Annotated in this window: 21 protein-coding genes; 8 read left to right on the forward strand and 13 right to left on the reverse strand. The window is 63.2% G+C overall.

Annotation, left to right across the window (positions count from 1 at the left end):
* Positions 1 to 124 precede the first annotated feature (124 nt).
* Entirely contained in the window at positions 125 to 1,366 is a 1,242-nt protein-coding gene (dinB, locus tag NKJ40_RS22450) for a DNA polymerase IV (RefSeq protein ID WP_352467942.1), read from the forward strand.
* 48 nt (positions 1,367 to 1,414) lie between these two features.
* Here dinB and NKJ40_RS22455 read toward each other — a convergent pair whose 3' ends face one another.
* Both NKJ40_RS22455 and NKJ40_RS22460 read right to left on the reverse strand, forming a co-directional pair.
* A complete protein-coding gene (locus NKJ40_RS22455) occupies positions 1,415 to 2,935 on the reverse strand; it encodes an FAD-dependent oxidoreductase (RefSeq protein WP_352467943.1) in 1,521 nt (506 codons plus the stop codon).
* Between the two features lie 203 nt (positions 2,936 to 3,138).
* Complete coding sequence (locus tag NKJ40_RS22460) at positions 3,139 to 3,342, reverse strand: hypothetical protein (protein WP_352467944.1); 204 nt, start codon at positions 3,340 to 3,342, stop codon at positions 3,139 to 3,141.
* A 228-nt stretch (positions 3,343 to 3,570) separates the two neighbouring features.
* On the opposite strand from NKJ40_RS22460, the gene NKJ40_RS22465 reads away from it, so the two are divergent.
* The gene (locus NKJ40_RS22465) at positions 3,571 to 4,728 is read left to right on the forward strand and encodes a sulfite oxidase (protein WP_352467945.1); all 1,158 of its coding nucleotides are present in this window, start codon (positions 3,571 to 3,573) and stop codon (positions 4,726 to 4,728) included.
* Between the two features lie 349 nt (positions 4,729 to 5,077).
* Here the strand turns inward: NKJ40_RS22465 and NKJ40_RS22470 are convergent, their stop codons facing one another.
* Complete coding sequence (locus NKJ40_RS22470; RefSeq protein WP_352467946.1) at positions 5,078 to 5,953, reverse strand: sigma-70 family RNA polymerase sigma factor; 876 nt, start codon at positions 5,951 to 5,953, stop codon at positions 5,078 to 5,080.
* A gap of 43 nt (positions 5,954 to 5,996) precedes the next feature.
* Positions 5,997 to 6,458 (reverse strand): hypothetical protein, encoded by a 462-nt coding sequence (locus tag NKJ40_RS22475; RefSeq protein ID WP_352467947.1) that lies wholly within the window; start codon positions 6,456 to 6,458, stop codon positions 5,997 to 5,999.
* Between NKJ40_RS22475 and NKJ40_RS22480 the strand changes: the two genes are divergently transcribed.
* Positions 6,453 to 6,818: a VOC family protein gene (locus NKJ40_RS22480; protein ID WP_352467948.1), complete on the forward strand. Its 366-nt coding sequence runs from the start codon at positions 6,453 to 6,455 to the stop codon at positions 6,816 to 6,818. The genes NKJ40_RS22475 and NKJ40_RS22480 overlap by 6 nt on opposite strands.
* A gap of 231 nt (positions 6,819 to 7,049) precedes the next feature.
* The gene (locus tag NKJ40_RS22485; RefSeq protein WP_352467949.1) at positions 7,050 to 7,274 is read left to right on the forward strand and encodes a hypothetical protein; all 225 of its coding nucleotides are present in this window, start codon (positions 7,050 to 7,052) and stop codon (positions 7,272 to 7,274) included.
* Between the two features lie 24 nt (positions 7,275 to 7,298).
* On the opposite strand, the gene NKJ40_RS22490 is transcribed toward NKJ40_RS22485, so the two are convergent.
* The 8 genes from NKJ40_RS22490 to NKJ40_RS22525 all read right to left on the reverse strand — a co-directional run bounded on the left by NKJ40_RS22490 (position 7,299) and on the right by NKJ40_RS22525 (position 13,023).
* Positions 7,299 to 8,540 carry an MFS transporter gene (locus tag NKJ40_RS22490; RefSeq protein ID WP_352467950.1) on the reverse strand — a complete coding sequence of 414 codons (1,242 nt, stop codon included), beginning with the start codon at positions 8,538 to 8,540 and terminating at the stop codon, positions 7,299 to 7,301.
* Entirely contained in the window at positions 8,537 to 9,913 is a 1,377-nt protein-coding gene (locus tag NKJ40_RS22495) for an FAD-dependent oxidoreductase (RefSeq protein WP_352467951.1), read from the reverse strand. The genes NKJ40_RS22490 and NKJ40_RS22495 overlap by 4 nt, the downstream gene beginning before the upstream one ends.
* A gap of 50 nt (positions 9,914 to 9,963) precedes the next feature.
* Entirely contained in the window at positions 9,964 to 10,296 is a 333-nt protein-coding gene (locus NKJ40_RS22500) for an ArsR/SmtB family transcription factor (protein WP_352467952.1), read from the reverse strand.
* 69 nt (positions 10,297 to 10,365) lie between these two features.
* Positions 10,366 to 10,788, reverse strand: a complete 423-nt coding sequence (gene arsC, locus NKJ40_RS22505; protein WP_352467953.1) for an arsenate reductase (glutaredoxin) — start codon at positions 10,786 to 10,788, stop codon at positions 10,366 to 10,368.
* Positions 10,785 to 11,471 carry an aquaporin gene (locus tag NKJ40_RS22510; protein ID WP_352467954.1) on the reverse strand — a complete coding sequence of 229 codons (687 nt, stop codon included), beginning with the start codon at positions 11,469 to 11,471 and terminating at the stop codon, positions 10,785 to 10,787. The genes arsC and NKJ40_RS22510 overlap by 4 nt, the downstream gene beginning before the upstream one ends.
* Positions 11,472 to 11,473: 2 nt before the next feature.
* Positions 11,474 to 11,980, reverse strand: a complete 507-nt coding sequence (locus NKJ40_RS22515; RefSeq protein ID WP_352467955.1) for an arsenate reductase ArsC — start codon at positions 11,978 to 11,980, stop codon at positions 11,474 to 11,476.
* 15 nt (positions 11,981 to 11,995) lie between these two features.
* Positions 11,996 to 12,328, reverse strand: a complete 333-nt coding sequence (locus NKJ40_RS22520; RefSeq protein WP_352467956.1) for an ArsR/SmtB family transcription factor — start codon at positions 12,326 to 12,328, stop codon at positions 11,996 to 11,998.
* Between the two features lie 71 nt (positions 12,329 to 12,399).
* Positions 12,400 to 13,023, reverse strand: coding sequence for an NAD(P)H-dependent oxidoreductase (locus NKJ40_RS22525; protein WP_352467957.1), 624 nt, complete (start codon positions 13,021 to 13,023; stop codon positions 12,400 to 12,402).
* A gap of 339 nt (positions 13,024 to 13,362) precedes the next feature.
* Between NKJ40_RS22525 and NKJ40_RS22530 the strand changes: the two genes are divergently transcribed.
* Positions 13,363 to 14,106, forward strand: coding sequence for an SDR family NAD(P)-dependent oxidoreductase (locus tag NKJ40_RS22530; RefSeq protein WP_352467958.1), 744 nt, complete (start codon positions 13,363 to 13,365; stop codon positions 14,104 to 14,106).
* Positions 14,107 to 14,322: 216 nt separating this feature from the next.
* Here the strand turns inward: NKJ40_RS22530 and NKJ40_RS22535 are convergent, their stop codons facing one another.
* Entirely contained in the window at positions 14,323 to 14,913 is a 591-nt protein-coding gene (locus NKJ40_RS22535) for a DUF922 domain-containing Zn-dependent protease (RefSeq protein ID WP_352467959.1), read from the reverse strand.
* A gap of 115 nt (positions 14,914 to 15,028) precedes the next feature.
* On the opposite strand from NKJ40_RS22535, the gene NKJ40_RS22540 reads away from it, so the two are divergent.
* From NKJ40_RS22540 to NKJ40_RS22550, 3 genes are all read left to right on the forward strand, one after another.
* Positions 15,029 to 15,793, forward strand: a complete 765-nt coding sequence (locus NKJ40_RS22540; RefSeq protein WP_352467960.1) for a pseudouridine synthase — start codon at positions 15,029 to 15,031, stop codon at positions 15,791 to 15,793.
* A gap of 1,271 nt (positions 15,794 to 17,064) precedes the next feature.
* The gene (locus NKJ40_RS22545) at positions 17,065 to 18,456 is read left to right on the forward strand and encodes an NfeD family protein (protein ID WP_352467961.1); all 1,392 of its coding nucleotides are present in this window, start codon (positions 17,065 to 17,067) and stop codon (positions 18,454 to 18,456) included.
* The gene (locus NKJ40_RS22550) at positions 18,453 to 19,211 is read left to right on the forward strand and encodes a slipin family protein (RefSeq protein ID WP_352467962.1); all 759 of its coding nucleotides are present in this window, start codon (positions 18,453 to 18,455) and stop codon (positions 19,209 to 19,211) included. The genes NKJ40_RS22545 and NKJ40_RS22550 overlap by 4 nt, the downstream gene beginning before the upstream one ends.
* Positions 19,212 to 19,492: the final 281 nt, after the last annotated feature.

Consider the following 19,492-nt stretch of genomic DNA (forward strand, 5'->3'; position numbering starts at 1 on the left):
CCGCCCTCTCGTCATCTGCGGCAGCCTCCGCGCTGCTTGACAATCCGCCGGCAATGTTCTCTTTATGTTCTCATCACAACTCGAGACAATGCGGCGTTCGAACCGCCGCGGGCGAACGGGCCGGATGGAAGCCAACATCCTCCACGCGGATCTGGATGCCTTCTATGCCTCGGTCGAACAATTGCTCGACCCGGCCTTGCGCGGCAAGCCGATTGCCGTCGGCGGCGGGGTAGTGCTTGCCGCATCCTATGAAGCCAAGGCGTTCGGCGTGCGCGGCGGCATGCCGGGACGGCGAGCGCGGGAACTCTGCCCGCAACTCATTTTCGTCGGCGGCCATTTCAAGGACTATCAGCGGCTGGGCGATGCGGCCATCAAGGTGCTCGGCGATTTCACGCCGGTGGTCGAGCGGATTTCCATTGACGAGGCCTTTGCCGACGTCGCCGGCTGCACCCATCTGTTCGGCTCGCCGGCCGAGATCGCCAGCAAGATCCGCCGCCGCGTGCGGGCCGAGCTCGGCTTGCCGATCTCGGTCGGCGTAGCCCGCACCAAGCATCTGGCCAAGATCGCCTCACAGGTCGCAAAGCCCGACGGGCTGGTGGTGGTCGATCCGCGCCACGAGCTGGAGTTCCTGCACCACCTGCCGGTCGAGCTGATGTGGGGCGTCGGCCCGGTCACCAGGGAGCGGCTGGCCGGCATCGGCGTCAACACCATCGGCGAGCTGGCGAAGACCAACAGTGGCGCGCTGGAGCGCCTGCTCGGGCCGGCGGCCGGAGAAAAACTCAACGCGCTGGCGTGGAACCGCGATCCGCGCAAGCTCGAGACGCAGCGCCGCGCGCGATCGGCCGGCGCGCAATCGGCGCTTGGCCGAAAACCGGCCGACGAGGACGTCTTCGTACCCGCTTTGCTGCATCTGGCCGACAGGGTCGCCACGAGGTTGCGGGCGAAATCCCGGCCCGGCCGCACCGTCACGGTTCGCGTCCGCTTTGCCGATTTGCGATCGGTGACGCGCTCGATCACGCTCGACCAGCCGATATCGGCAACCGCCATGCTGGCCGAGATCGCCGAGGCGCTGGTGCGCAAGGTGCTTATCGATCATCCGCACGAAAAGACCATCTCGCTGCTGGCGATCGCCGTATCGCATCTGGAGCAGCATGCCGGCCTGCAACTGGAACTGCCGCTCGGGCTCGACGACGACCGCCGCCGCCCCGGCACCAGGAAGGGCGCGGCGCGCTGGACCGCCGACCGCGCCATCGACAAGATCCGCGACCGCTTCGGCTGGGAGGCGGTCGGCTACGCCTCGGTCGCGCTCGGACTACAGCGGTCGGTTCCCGATGCCTTTCGCGAACTGGCCGAAAAGGAGTTGTGAGCCGGCCTGGCCGGGGCGAAAGTCTGGCGATACTGATGTCGAAAAAGACTATCCGACAGAACCTAGGGGCGATACGGCCGGCCCGTTCAAGGCCGTGCCGTCGACGGCAAAATGCGAGCCGTGGCAGGGGCAGTCCCAGCAGCGTTCCAACGAGTTCCAATGGACATGGCAGCCGACATGGGTACATGAGGCCGAGCATTTGTAGAGCGTGCCGTCCTCATCGCGGAAAGCCGCCACTTTGGTAAGTCCCTCGCGGACGATAGCGCCCTCTCCCGGCCGCAGCTTGTCGGCGGAATCGATTTCACCAGGCGCGACATACTCGGCAAAACTCCTGATCGCTGTCGCATTCTCCGCCAGATAGTCGCCGATCGCGCGTGCCGTCCTGCGGGAGGGTTCGTAAAGTTCCCGCCAGGGGCTTTCCCCCTTCAGGATCAGGTCGGAAATCAGTTGGCCGGCAACAACCCCATGGGTGATGCCCTGACCGGAATCGCCTGTGACCACGAAGACATGCCGGTTGCCGGGATTGCGGCCGATGAAGCCGGCATAGTCGACGGTCTCCATTACCTGCCCGGACCATCGATTGGCTTCAGCGCCGATATCGGGCACCAACCTTTTGGTCCAGGCCGCCAGGGCCGCGAAGCGGTCGTCGGCATCGTCGGCCTGCCCTGTTTTATGGTCTTCACCACCGACGATCAGAAAGTCGGTTTTGCCTTCACCAGGCTGCAGGCGAACGTAGTGATAGGGATCCAGCGTGTCCCAATAGAGTGCATCCGGCAAAACGTTGCGCGCGATCTCGTACGCCATCGCGTAGGTCCGATACGGCGCTTGCTTGGTATGGAGCGCGACCCGATCGTTGATCGGCGAGTTGGTGGCAACAACGGCCGATCTGGCAGACACGGCAAAGCCCGAGACCGTGCTTACGCGCACGCCGCCGTCGGTCTCCTCGACCTTGTCGACGATGGTCTCAGCATAAAGCGCGCCGCCGCGCGCGCGAATGGCGGCAGCCAGCCCGCGGAGATATTTGAGCGGGTGAAATGTCGCCTGATTGGCGTAGCGAAGGACGGGCGCATCCGAAAATCCTGCAAGCGGCACGCCGACGATTTTCTCGACGTCGACTCCGATTTTCAGAGCGGCGTCCAGTTCGCGCTCGATGACGGATTCCTTTCTGCCTGACGCCGGAAACAGAAAGCCGTCGAGGCGGCGGAAATCACACGCGATACCCTCTGCGTCCTGGATCGATTGGATACGGTCGATAGCGGCCGACTGGCTTCGGTAGTAAATCCGCGCCAGTTCCTCGCCGCGCAATTTGATCAGTTCCGAAAAATAGTCGTCGCAGATCGATGACAGATGCGCGGTGGTGCGTGCCGTCATGCCGCTTCCGATCCGGCCGCGATCGAGCACTGCCACCCTTTGCCCGGCGCCGGCCAGTTCGTACGCCACCGACAGTCCGGCAATTCCAGACCCGACGACCACGACATCGACCTGTTCACTCCGCTCGAGCGGAACGGTATCAGGCGCGACTTCGGTTGCCGCCCAAAGCGATACAGTCCTTTCATCGCTGACATTCATTGGCGGAGCCCTTCATACCCGACATTCGGATAAACGGACGCCAAGATTCAAAGTTCCTCGACGCCTGAGTGCCTGCGTAAGCTTGACGTCACCGCCGGTCCGCCCCGACGCGTTGTGAGCCGGCCTGGCTGGGGCGGTGCGATGCACTTTGCGTCAGGAGGGATCGTTTCCTGCAAAAGCGACATTCGAGGCGGCCCTGGTCGTCAGGCCAAAAGCGTTGCGCTGCCCCAGGCGATCAGGGCGATGCCGGCCGCCCGGCCAACCCACGGGCCGGCAGGAAACACCGGTTCGACCATAACCCACGAAGGTCCGGAAATGACCCCAGAAGCGGGCGTTCCGGCAGCGATCCGAGCAGCAACGATTTGGCAGGACCGGAAATCGGCATGGAATGCTGCAATGATCATCATGTCCCGTCCAAGTTGTGGACACTTTCTTCTCAAAGGCGCACTCTTGGCATGCGAAACGCGAGCCAGAGTTTCGTCCAACGCTTCACATGCCTGACTTGCGTCGGTGATTGTCTGACCTATCCGGATACTTCCGAATGGGCAGACCTCACATTGTGTCGCCTATCCGTGATCAGGCTACGACCGAAGGCACGTTGCAGCCCGTTCCGGATCAACTGGGAGGTAAACAACATGCCTGATTTTCAGCGCAGAGAACTTCTTGTTCAAGGAAGCGCGGCTCTTGCCGCAATTGCTGCTCTCTATACCTCGCGTCGGGCTTACGCTTTTCCAACACGGCCGAGCGAGGAAGTTATTCCGTGGCTGGATCAGCCGACCAAAAATCCCGATCCGGTGGGTATCCAGAAGCAGCTTGTCTGGGAGGATTTGGACAGCTGGATAACGCCAAACGACAAGTTCTTCAGCATCTCGCATTTCAACCGACCAACGATCGACGAGAAGACATGGTCGATGGAGATCGGAGGCCTGGTCAAGAAGCCCTTGGAGTTAACGCTCGCCGACATCAAGGCGCGACCGCGGCAGGAGGTCGTCTTCACAGTGGAATGCTCGGGCAACCACGGATTTCCCTTTTTCACCGGCGGCATCGGCAATGCCCGTTGGGCAGGGACGCCGCTCGCCCCGATCCTCGAGGAAGCCGGTGTTCTGGAGAAGGGCATCGAGGTCGTCTTTTTCGGTACCGACACCGGCGAGATCCCGATACGCGACGTAAAAATGAAGCAGAACTTCGCTCGTAGCATGTCGCTCGCCGACGCGATGAACCCCGACAATCTCCTCTGCTATGAAATGAATGGAGCCGCCTTGCCGGCGGCCAATGGCTTCCCGGTACGGCTCATTGCTCCAGGCTGGTACGGGATCGCCAACGTCAAGTGGCTAAAACGCATCGAGGTTCGCGATACGCGGTTCATGAGCCTTCTGATGGCCCGTGACTATGTCACCATCCGGGAGGAGGATCACAACGGCGAGACCGTATGGGCCGAGACTTCGGTCGGGCGAGCGCTGATAAAGTCCGCGCCTGCGAAGGTTACCCGGAAAGACTCAGATTACCGCATCGTTGGAGCAGCCTGGGGGGCGCCGATCGAACGGGTCGAAGTGCAAATCGATCAAGGGCCTTGGGCACCAGCGACCATTGACCATAGTGAGGAGGCCGAGCACGCCTGGAAAATCTGGTCCCTGGCTTGGGCAAATCCTTCTCCTGGAGAACACACGGTGACCTCGCGCGCGGTCAGCACCACGGGACAAATTCAACCGGCGATGGACGATCCCTTGATTGCCAAGAAACACACATACTGGGAAAGCAATGGCCAGGTGACGCGCCGCGTGCGTATCGGCTAGAGCATTTTGAGCCAAATGGAAGCATTTGGCGTCCGCATAAATGCGGCAAAACAGATAGTTAGAGCGGGTTACCGGTTCCAGGAGAACCGGATCCGCTCTAAGAACTTGCTGGCATGTGGCAATTGCGTTTGGGTCACCCAGGAGGAGGCTGCCTGATCCGAAAGCTGGCACCGCTATTTATCGAGCATGACGGGTGTAGGCCGTAGATCCTCTTCGCGACGATACCGCTCCCGAAATCGGAAGCGGAGCCCTTCAGCTTGGTGATCGAGGCGATGGCAGACTTGTCCGGTGGCGCAACCTTGGCCACGTCGCCTCCGCGCGCCATCTCGGCACCATTTCCAGCCCCTCCTCACCTCTCGACGGCCCTGATCTCCGCGTCGACCAGGCACCAGGGCGCATAGCGGAAGTCGCGGATCTGGATGACCTCCTCGCCCGCCCATTCGACCAGCATGAAGCCGCGCACGGCGCCGTCGGCCGCTTGTGGGTCGCGGATGAGGATCGCCGGCCTGCCGTCGACGAAGCCGAGCGACAATGTCCAGTCGCTGATACGGTCGTAATTGCCGAAATAGGTCGACGCCTCGGCCTTGCCGCGCAGGCGGACGCGGTTGACGACATCGAGCCGGACGTCCTCGGCGATCAGTGCCCTGACCGCGTCGAAGTCGCGCGCGTTGAACAGGTCGACATAGCGCCGCAGCCGGCGCTCGTCGTCGGCGTCGAGCCTCGGGGCGAGCGCCTGCTCGGGCTGCAGCGCCAGCAGCTTGAGCTGCGCCCGCCCGCGATGCAGTGCCGCCTTGGTGGCGGCGAGCGTCGCGCCGGTCACTTCGCAGGTCTCATGCAGGCTGAGCCCGAGCACGTCGACCAGGATCACGGCGCTGCGCTGCGGCACCGAAAGCTGCATGAAGGAGCGCAGGCCGGTCTGGGCGGCGAGCCGGCTATCGGCGCTGCCGGAGGGATCCTCGATCACGCTCATGTCGGCCTCGGTCATGCGCGACCTTTCCCGATTGCGCCGCCGCAGATGATCCTGCGCGGCATTGTGGGCGATACGAAACAGCCATTGCTCCGGCCGTTCGACCATGGCGCCCCCGTCGATCGCCTGCAGCGCCTTGATCAGCACCTCCTGGACGATGTCCTCGCCGTCAATCACCGAGCCGGCCATGCGCGCGCAGTAGCGATGCAGCCTTGGCCGCAACTCGACGAGCATCGCCTCCAAAGTCGCCCTGTTCATTTCGGCGTAGCATCCCGTATCTGCGCGAGCGGCATGGCAGGCGCTATCCCGCCTTCTGATCCGCCAGCATACGGTAATTGCCGATGACTTTGACAGGCGATCGCATTGCCGGGGTCGAACGGCGTTCGGCGTGGTTTTCCGTAAATGCCTTGAAGGCGGCAAGCCCGGTCAGCGCCGACGAATCGCCGTCCTGGCCGACGATGTGGACGAACGAGCCATCGTCAAGCTCGAGCACGAGATAGCGCACCGTCGGCGGTGCCGCCTCGCCCAGAGCTTCGAACACTAGTTCGACCAGCGCGCGGTTATCTGCCAGGTCGGCTTGGTTCACACCGTATCGAATGAGCGCGTAGTCCATTGTCGTCTCCTGATTGGTTGGTATGAACGAAGGACGACCGGCTGCGCTGAAAAGATTCTCCTTGCCGAAGAATCTTTTCGGTTGCCCGCATCGTCTTTCCCGCGTGGGCGGCTGCGCGGCAGCCATCAAGCAGGAGAGACGATCATGCATATCCAGTTTGCCGAGCTTCCGGTATTCGACCAGGATCGCGCCAAGGCGTTCTACACCAGGCATCTCGCCTGTCAGGTGCTGGCCGACCAGAAGATGGGCGATGGCGGCTGGCGCTGGATCGAGCTGGCATTTCCGCATGCCGTGACGAACCTGCATTTCACCAGGCGCGCCGACGCCGCCCCCGGCGCGGAGCCCGTATTGGTGCTGGTCGACGAAAATGTCGGAGCAATGATCGCGGCGTTGAAGGCGGGCGGCGTCGAGATCGTCACCGAACCGCATGAGGCGACGTGGCAGCCGGGGCGCACGGTGGCGGAGTTTCGCGACAGCGAAGGCAACCGCATGGTCCTCGCCAGCCGATAAGCCACCGGAGCCCTCTGTCCGGCGGGGCGTCGTACCTAAGTCCTACCTCCGGCCGGACCATTGGCCCTGCTTCCTTCGTGTTATTATTTCGTGACCTCTGCGCGCCGGAACCTTCCCTTGCATCGGGCGTTCGGGCGCTGTATTCGCGATGCCTCATATTTAGGCAGGCGGAGGAAATGCGAATAAGGGCGGGTGGCAAAACAAACATGGGCCGGGGAGGAGCATCTTACCATGTCGAACCGTAAAATCGGAATATCCCACAGTTTGGGGCTGCGCGTTGCTGACCTCAAATCCAGAATGCAAACTGCCCAGATTACCGAGCACGAGATTAAGACGTTTCAAAAGGTTGCCGCCATCATGGGCGGCGCCGAAGGCTCACTGCGCCTCGACGCGGACGATCTGATTGCCGCGTCCTTCCTTGTCGATCCCTTGGAAGATCTCCCGCTCTCCAGTTGAAAGCACTGACCGCAGGTCGAAATCCTATCGGGTTTGAACCTGCGATTGCTGGCGGCGCAGCATCCGCCAGCCCAAGCCGCATGCGAGGATGACGTTGGCCAGCGCCAGACCGGAAAGCGCGGCCAACGTCCCGTGCGGGCCGAAGCGCTCCAGCAGCAATGCGCCGGCCGAGGGTGCCGCCGCCTGGGCAATCAGGCTCGGCATGGCGAGGCGACCCATCAGTCTCGCATAGCCATTCGAGCCGAACAGCGCGAGCGGCAACGTCCCCCGCGCGATGGATTCGAGGCCGATGCCCGCGCCGTAGAAGCCGAGCGCCAACGGGATGACTGGCATGCCGGCCCAGAGCGCCGAAACGCCGATCGCGACGAAGGTAACCGAGGCAAACTTGGTCAGGATCGGATGGTGGTAGCGCGCGATGGTCATCTCGATCGCACGCGCCGCCACCTGGGACGGGCCGACCAGTGCGCCGAGCCCGACGGCCGCGGCCAGCGCCATGCCGCTGCCTTGCAGGATGGTGAGCAGATGCACCGACAGCGTCGAGGAGATCACCGCCGCGAGCGTAAGTGTGGCGGCCAGAACGATCATGATCGACGGATCGGGATTGCCTTCGCGGGCCGGCGTCGCCTGGTTCAATCCTGGCCCGACTGGCAATCCTGGCCCGACTGGCGGTTTCGGCGCCTCGCGGGGCAGGATCACCAGATAGAGCGGAAGCGCAATCACCAACTGAACAGCCGCGTACACCAGGCAGGTACCGCGCCAGCCGACTTCCTCCAGCAGAAAGGCCGAGATCGGCCAGCAGATTGTGCTGGCAAAACCGCCGAACAGCGTCAGCGTGGTGATCGCGGAGCGCGCACCATGGCCGTAGTGGCGGCCAAGCGTTGCGAAAGCGGCATCGTAGAGCCCCGCCCCCATGCCCAGGCCGATGATCAGCCAGGCAGCGATGTACGCCGCAAGGTTGGGGGCAACGGCCAGCCCAACCTGGCCGACCCCGATGCATCCAGCGCTGAACGCCAGGACGTTGCGGCCGCCATGCCGCTCGATCGACGACCCGACGCGCGGAGAGATCAATCCCGCCACAAGCAAGCCAAGAGACAGGCCGCCGACAACCCATGCCAGCGGCCAGCCGGTATCGGAAGAGACCGCCGGCGCAATGACCGCTGGAAGATAGTAGGAAGACCCCCACGCCATGATCTGCGTCAGGCCAAGCGCGGTGATGATCGCGCCGCGGCTGCGCAAAATGGCCGGCGAAGGCGGCGAAAGGCTCATGCCGCGACGCCGCAGCCACAGCCGCCTTTGCCGACCGCTTTAGCCTCGACGTCGGCGACACAGCAGGCATCCACCGCTACCGGCGCCGGACCGCCGCAGCATCCCTTGTCGGCAATGCCGATCCGCGGCACGGTGCAGACGCCAGTCTCCGGCAGCACGAGCTGGACATTGTCGGCAGCAACCATGTCGCCGGCGATCGCCGCGGCGACCGAGCGCACCTGCTCATACCCGGTCAGCAGCAGGAAGGTCGGTGCGCGGCCATAGCTCTTGATGCCGACCGTATAGAACCCGTGCTCGGGATGGCTGAGCTCGCGGTGGCCGTGCGGCGGCACGTCGCCGCAGGAATGCTCGTTGGGATCGATCAACGGCCCCAGTGCCTTGACGCTTTCCAGCCACGGATCGAGCTCGAGCCGAAGCTCGCGGGTCAGCGACAGATCGGGGCGCTGTCCGGTCGCGGCGATGATACGGTCGACCGGGCCAAGCGCCTGCAAACCGTCCTTGGTCTGGCCTTCGACGACCAGCCGGCCGTCGGCATCGCGGATCGAAACAGCCGCAAAGCCCGTCACCAGCCTGACGCCGCCGCTCTCGGCGAGTTCGCGCACTTCGGCGCCGAGTTCGCCGCGTGCCGGCAATTGGTCGGCATCGCCGCCGCCATAAATGCGCACCAGGTCGGTGCCACGCGTTGTCCAGATGAAAGCCGTGCCGGGCTCCACATTTGCCAGGCTGGCGAGATCCAGCAAGGCATTGGCGGCCGAATGGCCGGAGCCGGCAACCAGCGTCGTCTTCCCCGCATAAAGGCTGCGATCGCGGCCGAGAATATCGGGTATGCCGTAGGCGATGCGGTCGGCAAACTCGGCTTCGCCTTCTGCAGGAATTCCGCCGGCGCCGAGCGGGTTCGGCATTTGCCAGGTTCCCGAAGCATCGATGACGGCACGGGCGCTGTCGCGTCTTGTACCATCGGCAGTCTCGACAGCCAGCATGAACGGCCGGTTTTCGCGTTCCTTGCTCAGCACCTTGTCGGCGCCCCAGCGCGAGATGCGGACGACCCGGGCGCCGGTTTCGATCGACGGCGACAATTGCGGAAGCTTTGCAAGCGGCTCGAGATAATCCGCGACGAGGTCGTTCGCGGTCGGGAATGCCTCGGGCTCCGGCATCCGCCAGTCATGCGCCTCGAGCAGGTTTCTAGCCGCCTGATCGACGCAATAGCGCCAAGGCGTGAACACCCGGACATGGCCCCAATCCCTGAGGTTGGATGCAACCGTATTGCCGGCTTCGTAGACTTTGACAGGAATACCCTGCGCGATGAGGTGGACCGCTGCCGCCAGGCCGACCGGCCCGGAGCCGATCACCGCGACGGGGAGTTTTTCGATCATCTCCATACCTTCCATCCTTCCGGTAATTTCGAATTATACTGCCAAAAAAATCACGCCGGCGTCTTGGCCGTCACTTCCGCCGATGCCGGCGCACAGGTGGCGTCGGCGCAGCATTCGTCTGCGAGGTATCCGATGAGCCCGTTCATGGCGGGATAGTTGGCCCGGCAGATCAGCATGGTCGCCTGGCGCTCCTGTGACACCAGGCCGGTGTCGACCAGCCGCTTGAGGTGATGCGACAGCGTCGAGGCAGCGATGCCCAATCTGTCCTGGATGCGCCCGACCGGCAGCCCCTCATCGCCCGCCCGCACCAGCGTCCGATAGAGCTGCAACCGCGTCTGGCTGCCGAGGGCTTCAAGTTGCGAGGCTGCTTTTTCGAGTTTCATGGAAATAAGCTATTTCCAGAATCGCTGCACGTCAAGAGAATTTCGACAAAGATCGAAATAAGCTGATCTCTAGGCGACGCGCTTGCCGCTGGCGTCGATGACGACCTCGCCGTCCTCCTTGGTGAACGGGCCGATATCCGGATTGGGCAGGATATCGAGCACGGCTTCGGAGGGTCGGGCAAGCATGGTGCCGAGCGGCGTCACCACGATCGGCCGGTTGATCAGGATCGGATGCTCCAGCATGAAATCGAGGATCTCGTCGTCGCTCCACTTCGGGTCGCCCAGGCCAAGTTCGGCATAGGGCGTGCCCTTTTCGCGCAGCAATTGGCGCGGCGTCATGCCCATCGCTGCGATCAGCTCGACGAGCTTTTCGCGCGACGGCGGGTTTTTCAGATATTCGATCACCTCAGGCTCCTCGCCGGACTGCCTGATGATGGCAAGCGTGTTGCGCGAGGTGCCGCAATCGGGGTTGTGGTAGATGGTGATGGTCATTGCGCAGCTTTCATCTGTCCGACTGGTTTCGGTTGGGCGAGCAGCCACCCTGCCAATGCCATGGCGAGCAACGCGCCCAGAAGTTCGGCGCCGATGAAGCCCGGCAGATCGGCGGGGCGGATGCCGGCAAAAGTGTTGGAGAACGCACGGGCGATGGCGACGGCCGGATTGGCAAAGGATGTCGATGCGGTGAACCAGTAGGCGGCGGTGATATAGAGCCCGACCAGCCAGGGGATCGAATCCGGACGGGAGCGCAAGCCGGCGAGGATGGTGAAGACCAGCCCGAAGGCGGCAACCAGCTCCGCAATCCATTGCCCGCTTCCGGTCCGCACCGTCGCCGACACTTGCAGGATCGGCAGTTCGAACATCGCATGCGCGAGCAACGTTCCGGCGATGCCGCCGGCAATCTGGGCGGCGACGTAAGCCAGCGCTGCCTTCGTTTCGATCTCACGTCGAAGCGCAAACACCAGCGTCACCGCTGGGTTGAAATGCGCTCCGGAGATCGGCCCGAATATGGTGATGAGCACGACCAGGATCGCCCCGGTCGGCAGGGTGTTGCCGAGCAGGGAGACGGCGACATCGCTGCTCAGCCTGTCAGCCATGATGCCGGAACCGACCACGGTGGCGACCAGCAGAGCCGTGCCGAGGGCCTCGGCAACAAGGCGGCGGGAGAGCTGAACCATGCTCAGCCGGCCTTCGGCAGATTGCGGCCGATCTCATCGAGGCGCTTCTGCAGCGCAAGTCCGTCGACCGCATTCATAGGCAGGCTGACAAAGATCGAAATTCGGTTGTTGAGCATGCGGTAGGCCTCGGCGAAGGCGAGATGCTTTTCCGCCTCGGTGCCTTCGACGGCTGCAGGATCAGGCACGCCCCAATGCGCCGTCATCGGTTGGCCGGGCCAGACTGGGCAGGATTCGTTGGCGGCATTGTCGCAGACCGTGAAGACGAAATTCATCTCCGGCGCGCCCGGCACCGCAAACTCTTGCCAGTCCTTCGAACGGGCAAAGGAAGTGTCGTAGTTGAGGCTTTTCAAAAGCTGGAGGGCATAGGGATGAACTTCTCCCTTCGGATGCGATCCGGCCGAATAGGCCTTGAACTTGCCTGCGCCGACGCGGTTCAGGATCGCCTCGGCGAGAATCGACCTTGCCGAATTGCCGGTGCAGAGAAAAAGAACATTGTATGGCTCGCTCATCGTGTACCCTCCCTTCTAGCAGTTGCAGGTCACAGCCTGGATGACAGGCTGGCAAAGTTCCGGCGCGCCATTGCAGCAATCCTCCATGAGGTAGGCCAGCAGATCGCGAAAGCCGGTCATATCGGCAAAGTAGCGCACGCTGCGGCCCTCCCGTTCGGTTCGCACCAGGCCGGCATGCGACAGGACCTTGAGATGCGCCGACATCGTATTCGGGAACGCGGCGAGCCGCGCGGCGATCTCGCCTGCCGGCACGCCGTCGGCTCCAGCCCGCACCAGCAGGCGAAAAACGTCCAGCCGGGTTTCCTGGCCGAGCGCGGCAAGCGCCGAAAGGGCAAGTGTCTTATTCATATTTCCAAGATTCCAGAAATGACGAAGAGAGTCAACTTGCGTCGCCTTGTCGGCGGCTCGCCCGAGCCAAATCAGCCAGGCACTGTGGCGGCAACGGCATCAGCGCGGCCAAGACCGGCAACCGCTTTCCTGACCCGCTGCAGATGCGCCTGGCATCCGGCGGCCGAGACGCTGTCCATCCGGTAGAGCGCCAGGAATTTGGTCCGGCACAGCGGATGGCAGACGGACCGGAAGCCGCGCATCAGGGTCCGCCGGCCGGGCTGTCCCATGATCCACGACATCAGCGGCGTGGCGCCGCATGTGGTCATTGCCATCACCCGGCGTATGTGCCGCAATTTGGGCCGCGGGCCGCGTCGTGCGGTCGGCATCTCGAAAGCGAAGCCCGGCACCAGCACGCGCTCCAACCAGCCTTTCAGCATAGCCGGCAGGCCATACCACCAGGTCGGATAGATGAAGACGACCGCCTCCGCCCAGAGCAGCTCCTGCGCGTGTTCGTGCACCGGTTGCAGGTTCGCCGCCTTGTCGTGGTAACCGCGCCATTCCTGCGTGCGCATGACTGGATCGAAGCCGGTCGCATAGAGGTCGAGCAGGTGGACCTGATGGCCGCTTTCGGCAAGCGTCTCCAGCACCGTATCGCGCACGGCACCATTGAAGCTGTCGGTGCAGGGATGGCAATAGACGACGAGGACCTTCATCTTGCGCTCGGTCGCGAGAGTGCATGCAAGAGCGTCGCATGCAAACAAGCCACCTGTAGTCGATCAGCTGTTTTCATGCGAAGCCCCGCAGCCCCCGTATCAAGACGCAACAGCTCCAGTCACGTCAAGGCCCGCTCGTTCGCTCAAAGGAAATTGCGCACACATGGGCTTGCCGGAGGGCGCTGTCCCGCATGCCTTGCGGTACTCTGCGGGGAGCAGGCGCTGCCGCGTATTTGCGTCCAGGAACTCCAACGGTGGATTCGGTTTTCGATCAGCATTGTTGCCCGAAAGTCTGCGCCCTAGCTTCACGGCGTGTCAAAAGCGTCAGGAGAGAAAAAGATGCAGACAGGAAAACTGAGCGGCAAAATCGCCTTGGTGACGGGTGCCTCCTCAGGCATCGGCGAGGCCACCGCCTTGGCGTTGGCGGCCGAGGGCGCCACGCTGGCGATTGCCGCGCGGCGCGCGGAGCGCCTGGACGACCTGGCGCGGCGGATCCGTGAGACCGGTAGCGCGACGCTGCCGATTGCCGTCGACGTCACCGACGAAATGCAAGCCACGGCCATGGTCAAGCGGGTCCAGCAGGAGTACGGCCGGCTCGACATGCTGCTTGCGGTTGCCGTCGTCGGCGTCGCCGCGCCGTTCCGCAACACGACGCCGGAAGAATACCGCCGGATGGTCGACGTCAACATTCTCGGCCTGCTTTATCCGATCCATGCGGCACTGCCGTCGATGCAGCGGCAAGGTGCCGGCCACATCGTCGTCGTCTCGTCCGGCACCGGCCGTTATATCCACCCTTCGGTGGTCTATTCCGGCACCAAGCACGCGGTGAGCGCGATGGCGGAATCGCTGCGCCGCGAGATCGGCAAGGACGGCATCCGCGTCACCTGCATCGAGCCTGGCGCCGTCAAAACCGAGTTCACCCATAATATGCGCGCCGACGTGCGCCAGGCGGTCGAGCAAAGGCTGGGCGACATGGAGCAGCTGGAAAGCGAGGACATCGCCGCCGCCATCCGTTATGCGGTGACCCAGCCGCCACGGGTCAACGTCAACATCCTGACGCTCTATCCGACCGAACAGGCGTGAGGTCAGCCTGCAGACGTCGATGCGCTGCGCCACCCCCCTCTGTCCTGCCGGACATCTCCCCCTCAAGGGGGGAGATCGGCAGCTTCGTCGGCAGCACTCCTTTTGCAACGTTCGCGATTGGCGAAATCAGGGGTGACATCCAATCTCCCCACCTGAGGGGGAGATGTCCGGCAGGACAGAGGGGGGTGCTGTCCCGCCGACCTTGCCCTGCTTCGACTATCCCCCGGTCATCAGCGTGAACACAAGCTGCCGCAGCTTGCCGCCCGGGCCGAATTCGACCCGGTCGAAATCGCGGCTCGCCTGCCGTTGTGCCTGCGAAATGCCGGCGAGCCGTCTCGTCACTTCCGCCCTGATCTTGCTGCAGGCGCGGTCATCGGCGACGGTCAGGCCAATGGTGGCCGCCTCGATCTTGTGCACCATGTCGACGATGCTGGCGCCGTGCACCTTCTCGTGGGCGGCGAGGCCAGCTGCGAAAACCTGCCAGTTCTTCTGGATTGCGCCCGGCAGCCGCGCGGCCGGCTTCGGCAAGGTGTAGGTGATGATCAGCTTCGGCCGCGCAGACACCAGCACGCAGACATCGCCTTGCGGCTGGTAGTCCCTCACCCAGGTCAGCTTGAAATTGGTATGCGCGATGACGCGGCGCTCGCCGAGCAGCGGCCCGCGCCCGCCGATCGAGGCATAGAGCTCCGGACCGGATTGCCCTGAGATGGCATAGGTCTCGACCTTCTCGACCGCCTGCCAGCCGGCATGCGCCGGCGATGTCGGCATGAAGGCGAGCAGCAGGCAAAGGCGAACGGCTGTTTTCATGCAAGTACTCGCAGCCGCTGCGCACGATGCAAAAGACATGCAGTTCCCTTCCGTGGACATAGCCGGCGGCCGGCTATAGTGGGATGCTCGTATACAAGAATCCACAGGCAACGCCATGTCGCCGCGACCGAACATTGCCCGCCAACGCCCTGCCCCCGGGACCCAGCCTCCCGGCGTCAGCCTCTGCCGCGCCCTGTCGAAACTTGGCCTGTGCTCGCGCAAGCAGGCCGAGCTTCTGGTTGCCGAGGGGCGCGTGCGGGTCGCCGGCAAGATCGTGCGCAACGGCTCGATGCGCGTCGATCCAGGCCGCGACCGCATCGAGGTCGACGGCCGCCGCGTCGCCGCCGAGCGCAAGGTCTATCTGATGCTCAACAAGCCGCGTGGCCTGGTCACCACTCGCGACGACCCACAGGACCGCGGCACCGTCTATGATTGCCTGGCAGGCCTCGACCTGCCCTTCGTCTCTCCGGTCGGCCGCCTCGACAAGGCCAGCGAAGGCCTGCTGTTGATGACCAACGACACCCGCTTCGCGCAGCGCCTGCTCGATCCCGCCTCGCATGTCGCCAAGACCTATCACGTGCAGATCGGCGCGCTGCCCGACGAGGCCATGCTGGCGCGGTTGCGCGCCGGCGCGACAGTCGACGGCGAATTGCTGACGGCCCGGTCCATCGAGCTGCTGCGCGGCGGCACCAGCACCGCCTGGCTGGAAATCGTGCTCGACGAGGGCCGCAACCGCCATATTCGCCGGCTGCTCGCCGCCCACGATATCGAGGTGCTGCGCCTGGTGCGGATCGCGATCGGCCCATTGCAGCTCGGCGAGCTTGCCAAAGGCAAGGCCTGCCATCTGACTGCCGAAGAGCTGGCGCTGCTTCGGGCCTGAGTTGCTGGCGGCGACTCGATAGTCAGCCAGTCGAAGCCCAAGTGACGCAAGCAAGCAGCGCGGGGCGGACAGGGGTCGCCTTCGACTCCTGGCGGATGTTCCCGAACAGATCGCCCACACCGGTTCGAACGATACCAATCTCCATCGGTATTACATTCCGTCAGCACACAACAGATCGCAGCCGGCCGCTTTGATTTTCTGCATAAAGATCTTGAGCGATTCTTGGGCAGCATGGGAAGCTGGCCAACCGACGGGACAAACAAATCGATCAGGGCCTGGCGATGGTCTGGAGAGATGCTCTGCGCGAGATAGGGACCATCTGCTCTTAGCGATTCAATAAGAACTATCTTGTTCCCCTGCTTCAGCGCCGGGTCAGCCAGAAAAATTGAGGCGCCACGAAACATTTTCTCTATGCCTCCTCGAGCTTTGGCACCGTTGGCTCGCAACATTTCGGCAGCGTTGGGTTGGTGCGCCAGGAAATCATTGAAAGCTAGCTGGGAAGCGGCAGCAGCCCGAAACACAAGTGCAAACGACTGCGTGGCTTCATCCTGCAAAGGCAGCGTGTTAGCCTGGCCATAGAGCGCGAGTAGCGACCCACTTCTGTCCATTACGAAAGACAGTGCTTCCAGGTCGCTCTCATCGTATGGCGGCGAACCTATCAAAGCCTCGCCGTCCCAAATCTTGTGCAGTAGATCCCGGTCCGTTGGATCTTCAAGATTTGGCAATTTGCCTTCAATCCGGCGCTGCTGCAAAAGTTCATCGAACTTGGCGAACAAATCCTTCGCATAAGCGCGGCCTGTTGGCGGAACATGGGCGTGCGCCCATGTGGAAAATAGGATTGCAAAAATCGACAACACCAAACATTTCATGGCCGTTCCTTTACTTGACTACCTTCAGTAGCGCGACAGCGTTGTCCAAATAATGCAAGGGATAGTCGATATTGTCGATCAACCGGCCGAGATTATCGAAGATATCATCGGATGTCAGCCCGAGTAACGGGCTTGTTCGGAGCGGCGTTCATGGCATTCACCGCCATGCATCCCCGGTCACGTCGACCGATCGCTTCGCATGATGGAAGATGATGCCGACGGCGTGGGCGTATGCCGGAGCGAAGCCGGCTGACGCCGTGCCTGAGATTGCAAACCGCCCGCTTCCAGCCAACGAAGTTATGCACACAGCGAAGCATCACCCAGTGCCCGGGCCGGTTTGATGAGTGTTCTCATGGATTTCGGCAAAAACCAGCCCATATTCCTAGATGTGGAGCTTTGAGCGTGAAACTCGCGCGTGCGGTCCTGCTTGCCGCGGCTTTCGTGGCTGCCGCGGCCGTTTGTCCCTCTTCCGCAACCGGAGAGGCGAACGGCGGGGAGAAAATTGTGTTGCGCGTCGAGATAGACGGCGCCATCGGTCCGGCGAGTGCCAGGCAGCTCGAGGAAGCGCTGGCGGTGGCCGCGGACCGAAACGCCCAGGCTCTCATCCTGCAGATGGACACGCCCGGCGGGCTGGTTACCAGCATGCGCGAGATGATCGCCGGCATCCTCGCCTCGCCGGTTCCCGTCATCGGCTATGTCGCGCCCGCCGGCGGGCACGCGGCGAGCGCCGGAACCTACATCCTCTACGCCACCCATGTAGCGGCGATGGCGCCCGGCACCAATCTGGGCGCGGCAACGCCGATCGAGATGGGCGGGCCGCTGCCATCGTTTCCCGGCGGCAAGAACGATGGCCCGGAGGCGGACAAGGACAAGAAGAACGCACCGGCGGGCGACGCGATGATCGCTAAGGCGACGAACGATGCCGTTGCCCTGATCCGCAGCCTGGCTGAATTGCGCGGGCGCAATGCCGAATGGGGTGAAAAGGCCGTGCGCGAGGCGGCCAGCCTGTCGGCAGGCGCGGCGCTGCAGGAGCATGTCATCGACTTCGTCGCCCGCGACACCACCGAACTGCTTCAACTGGCCGACGGCCGGACCGTCGAGATCGCAGGCAAAAAAGTGGCATTGGCGACGAAAGGGCTGCCGGTTGAAACGCTTGAGCCAGGCTGGCTCATCCGGCTTCTCGCCGTCATCACGGACCCAAACATCGCCGTCATCCTGATGCTGGTCGGCGTCTATGGCCTCGTCTTCGAGTTCACGAGCCCGGGCGCGGTCGCGCCTGGCGTGATCGGCACGATTTGCCTTCTGCTCGGGCTCTATGCGCTCAATCTCCTGCCGATCAGCTATGCCGGCCTTGCCTTGATGCTGCTTGGCATCATCTTTCTCGTCGTCGAAGCCTTGAACCCGACAGTGGTCCTTGGGCTGGGAGGCGTGGCTGCGTTTCTGCTGGGCGCTGCCATGCTGCTCAAGATCGAGGGGCCCGGCTTCGAGATGTCGTGGGCCGTTATCGGCACCGCCGCCGTCCTGACGCTCGGCCTGGCGCTGTTGACCGGCAGCTATCTGTGGGCGGCCCGCAAGAACGTTCCGCGTGTTGGCGCACGGGCCATGCAGGGGCTGCCGGCGGAGGTCCTCGACTGGCAGGGCAGCGAGGGCCACGTGCTCGCCCGGGGCGAGCGCTGGCGGGCAAAAGCCGACGAACCGCTTGCAGTGGGCGACAGCGTCGAGGTGGCCGATGTCAGGGGTCTTGTGCTGACGATACGGCGCCGCAATGTGGGAAGCGATGGAGCAAGGCAATGATCATCGGTTATGTGGCTTATCTGGCAGCAGCGCTCGTCATTGTCATGTTCCTGTCCGCGGCCATTCGCATCCTGCGAGAATATCAGCGCGGCGTGGTCTTCACGCTTGGCCGCTTCACCGGGGTCAAGGGCCCCGGCCTTATCATCCTCATCCCCTTCGTGCAGCAGATGGTGAAGGTCGACCTGCGCGTGGTGGTCCAGGACGTGCCGCCGCAGGACGTGATCTCGCGCGACAACGTCTCGGTGAAGGTCAACGCGGTGCTGTATTTTCGCATCGTCGACGCCGAGCGGGCGGTGATCCAGGTTGAAGACTTCATGACCGCCACCAACCAGCTGGCACAGACCACGTTGCGCTCGGTGCTCGGCAAGCATGAGCTCGATGAAATGCTGGCCGAACGTGACAAGCTCAACAGCGATGTCCAGGAGATTCTCGATCAGCGCACCGATGCCTGGGGCATCAAGGTCTCCGACGTCGAGATCAAGCATGTCGACCTCAACGAGAACATGGTTCGCGCCATCGCCAAGCAGGCCGAGGCGGAACGGCTGCGGCGCGCGAAAGTGATCAATGCCGACGGCGAACAGCAGGCGGCGGCAAAGCTCGTCGAGGCCAGCAAGATGCTGGCCGAAGCACCGCAAGCCATGCAGCTACGCTATTTCGAAGCTCTCCATGACATCGCCGGTGAGCGCTCGTCGACGGTGGTGTTTCCGGTGCCGATGGATCTGCTCGGGCATTTCATCAAGCAGGGTGAGAAGTGAGGGAGGAGCGCGTGATCTCCCCACTCGTGGGGGAGATGGCCGGCAGGCCAGAGGGGGGCGCCGTCCCGCCGGCCTTCAGCCTTTCGCAATCACAAACTCAAACAAGTTTGTACCTATTCACAGACTAATCGAACGTCGGCATTCTTTCGCGCCCCCTCTGTCCTGCCGGACATCTCCCCCCCAAGGGGGCAGGGCTATCGCATATGAGTGATGGCATTGATGAGATAGTCGTCGTTCCAGGCGCATTTCTTGATGCGATGGCTGATGGGAACTTTGGCAGC

Origin of the sequence: Mesorhizobium sp. M0119 (assembly GCF_040322615.1) — a bacterium.
GTDB lineage: Bacteria > Pseudomonadota > Alphaproteobacteria > Rhizobiales > Rhizobiaceae > Mesorhizobium.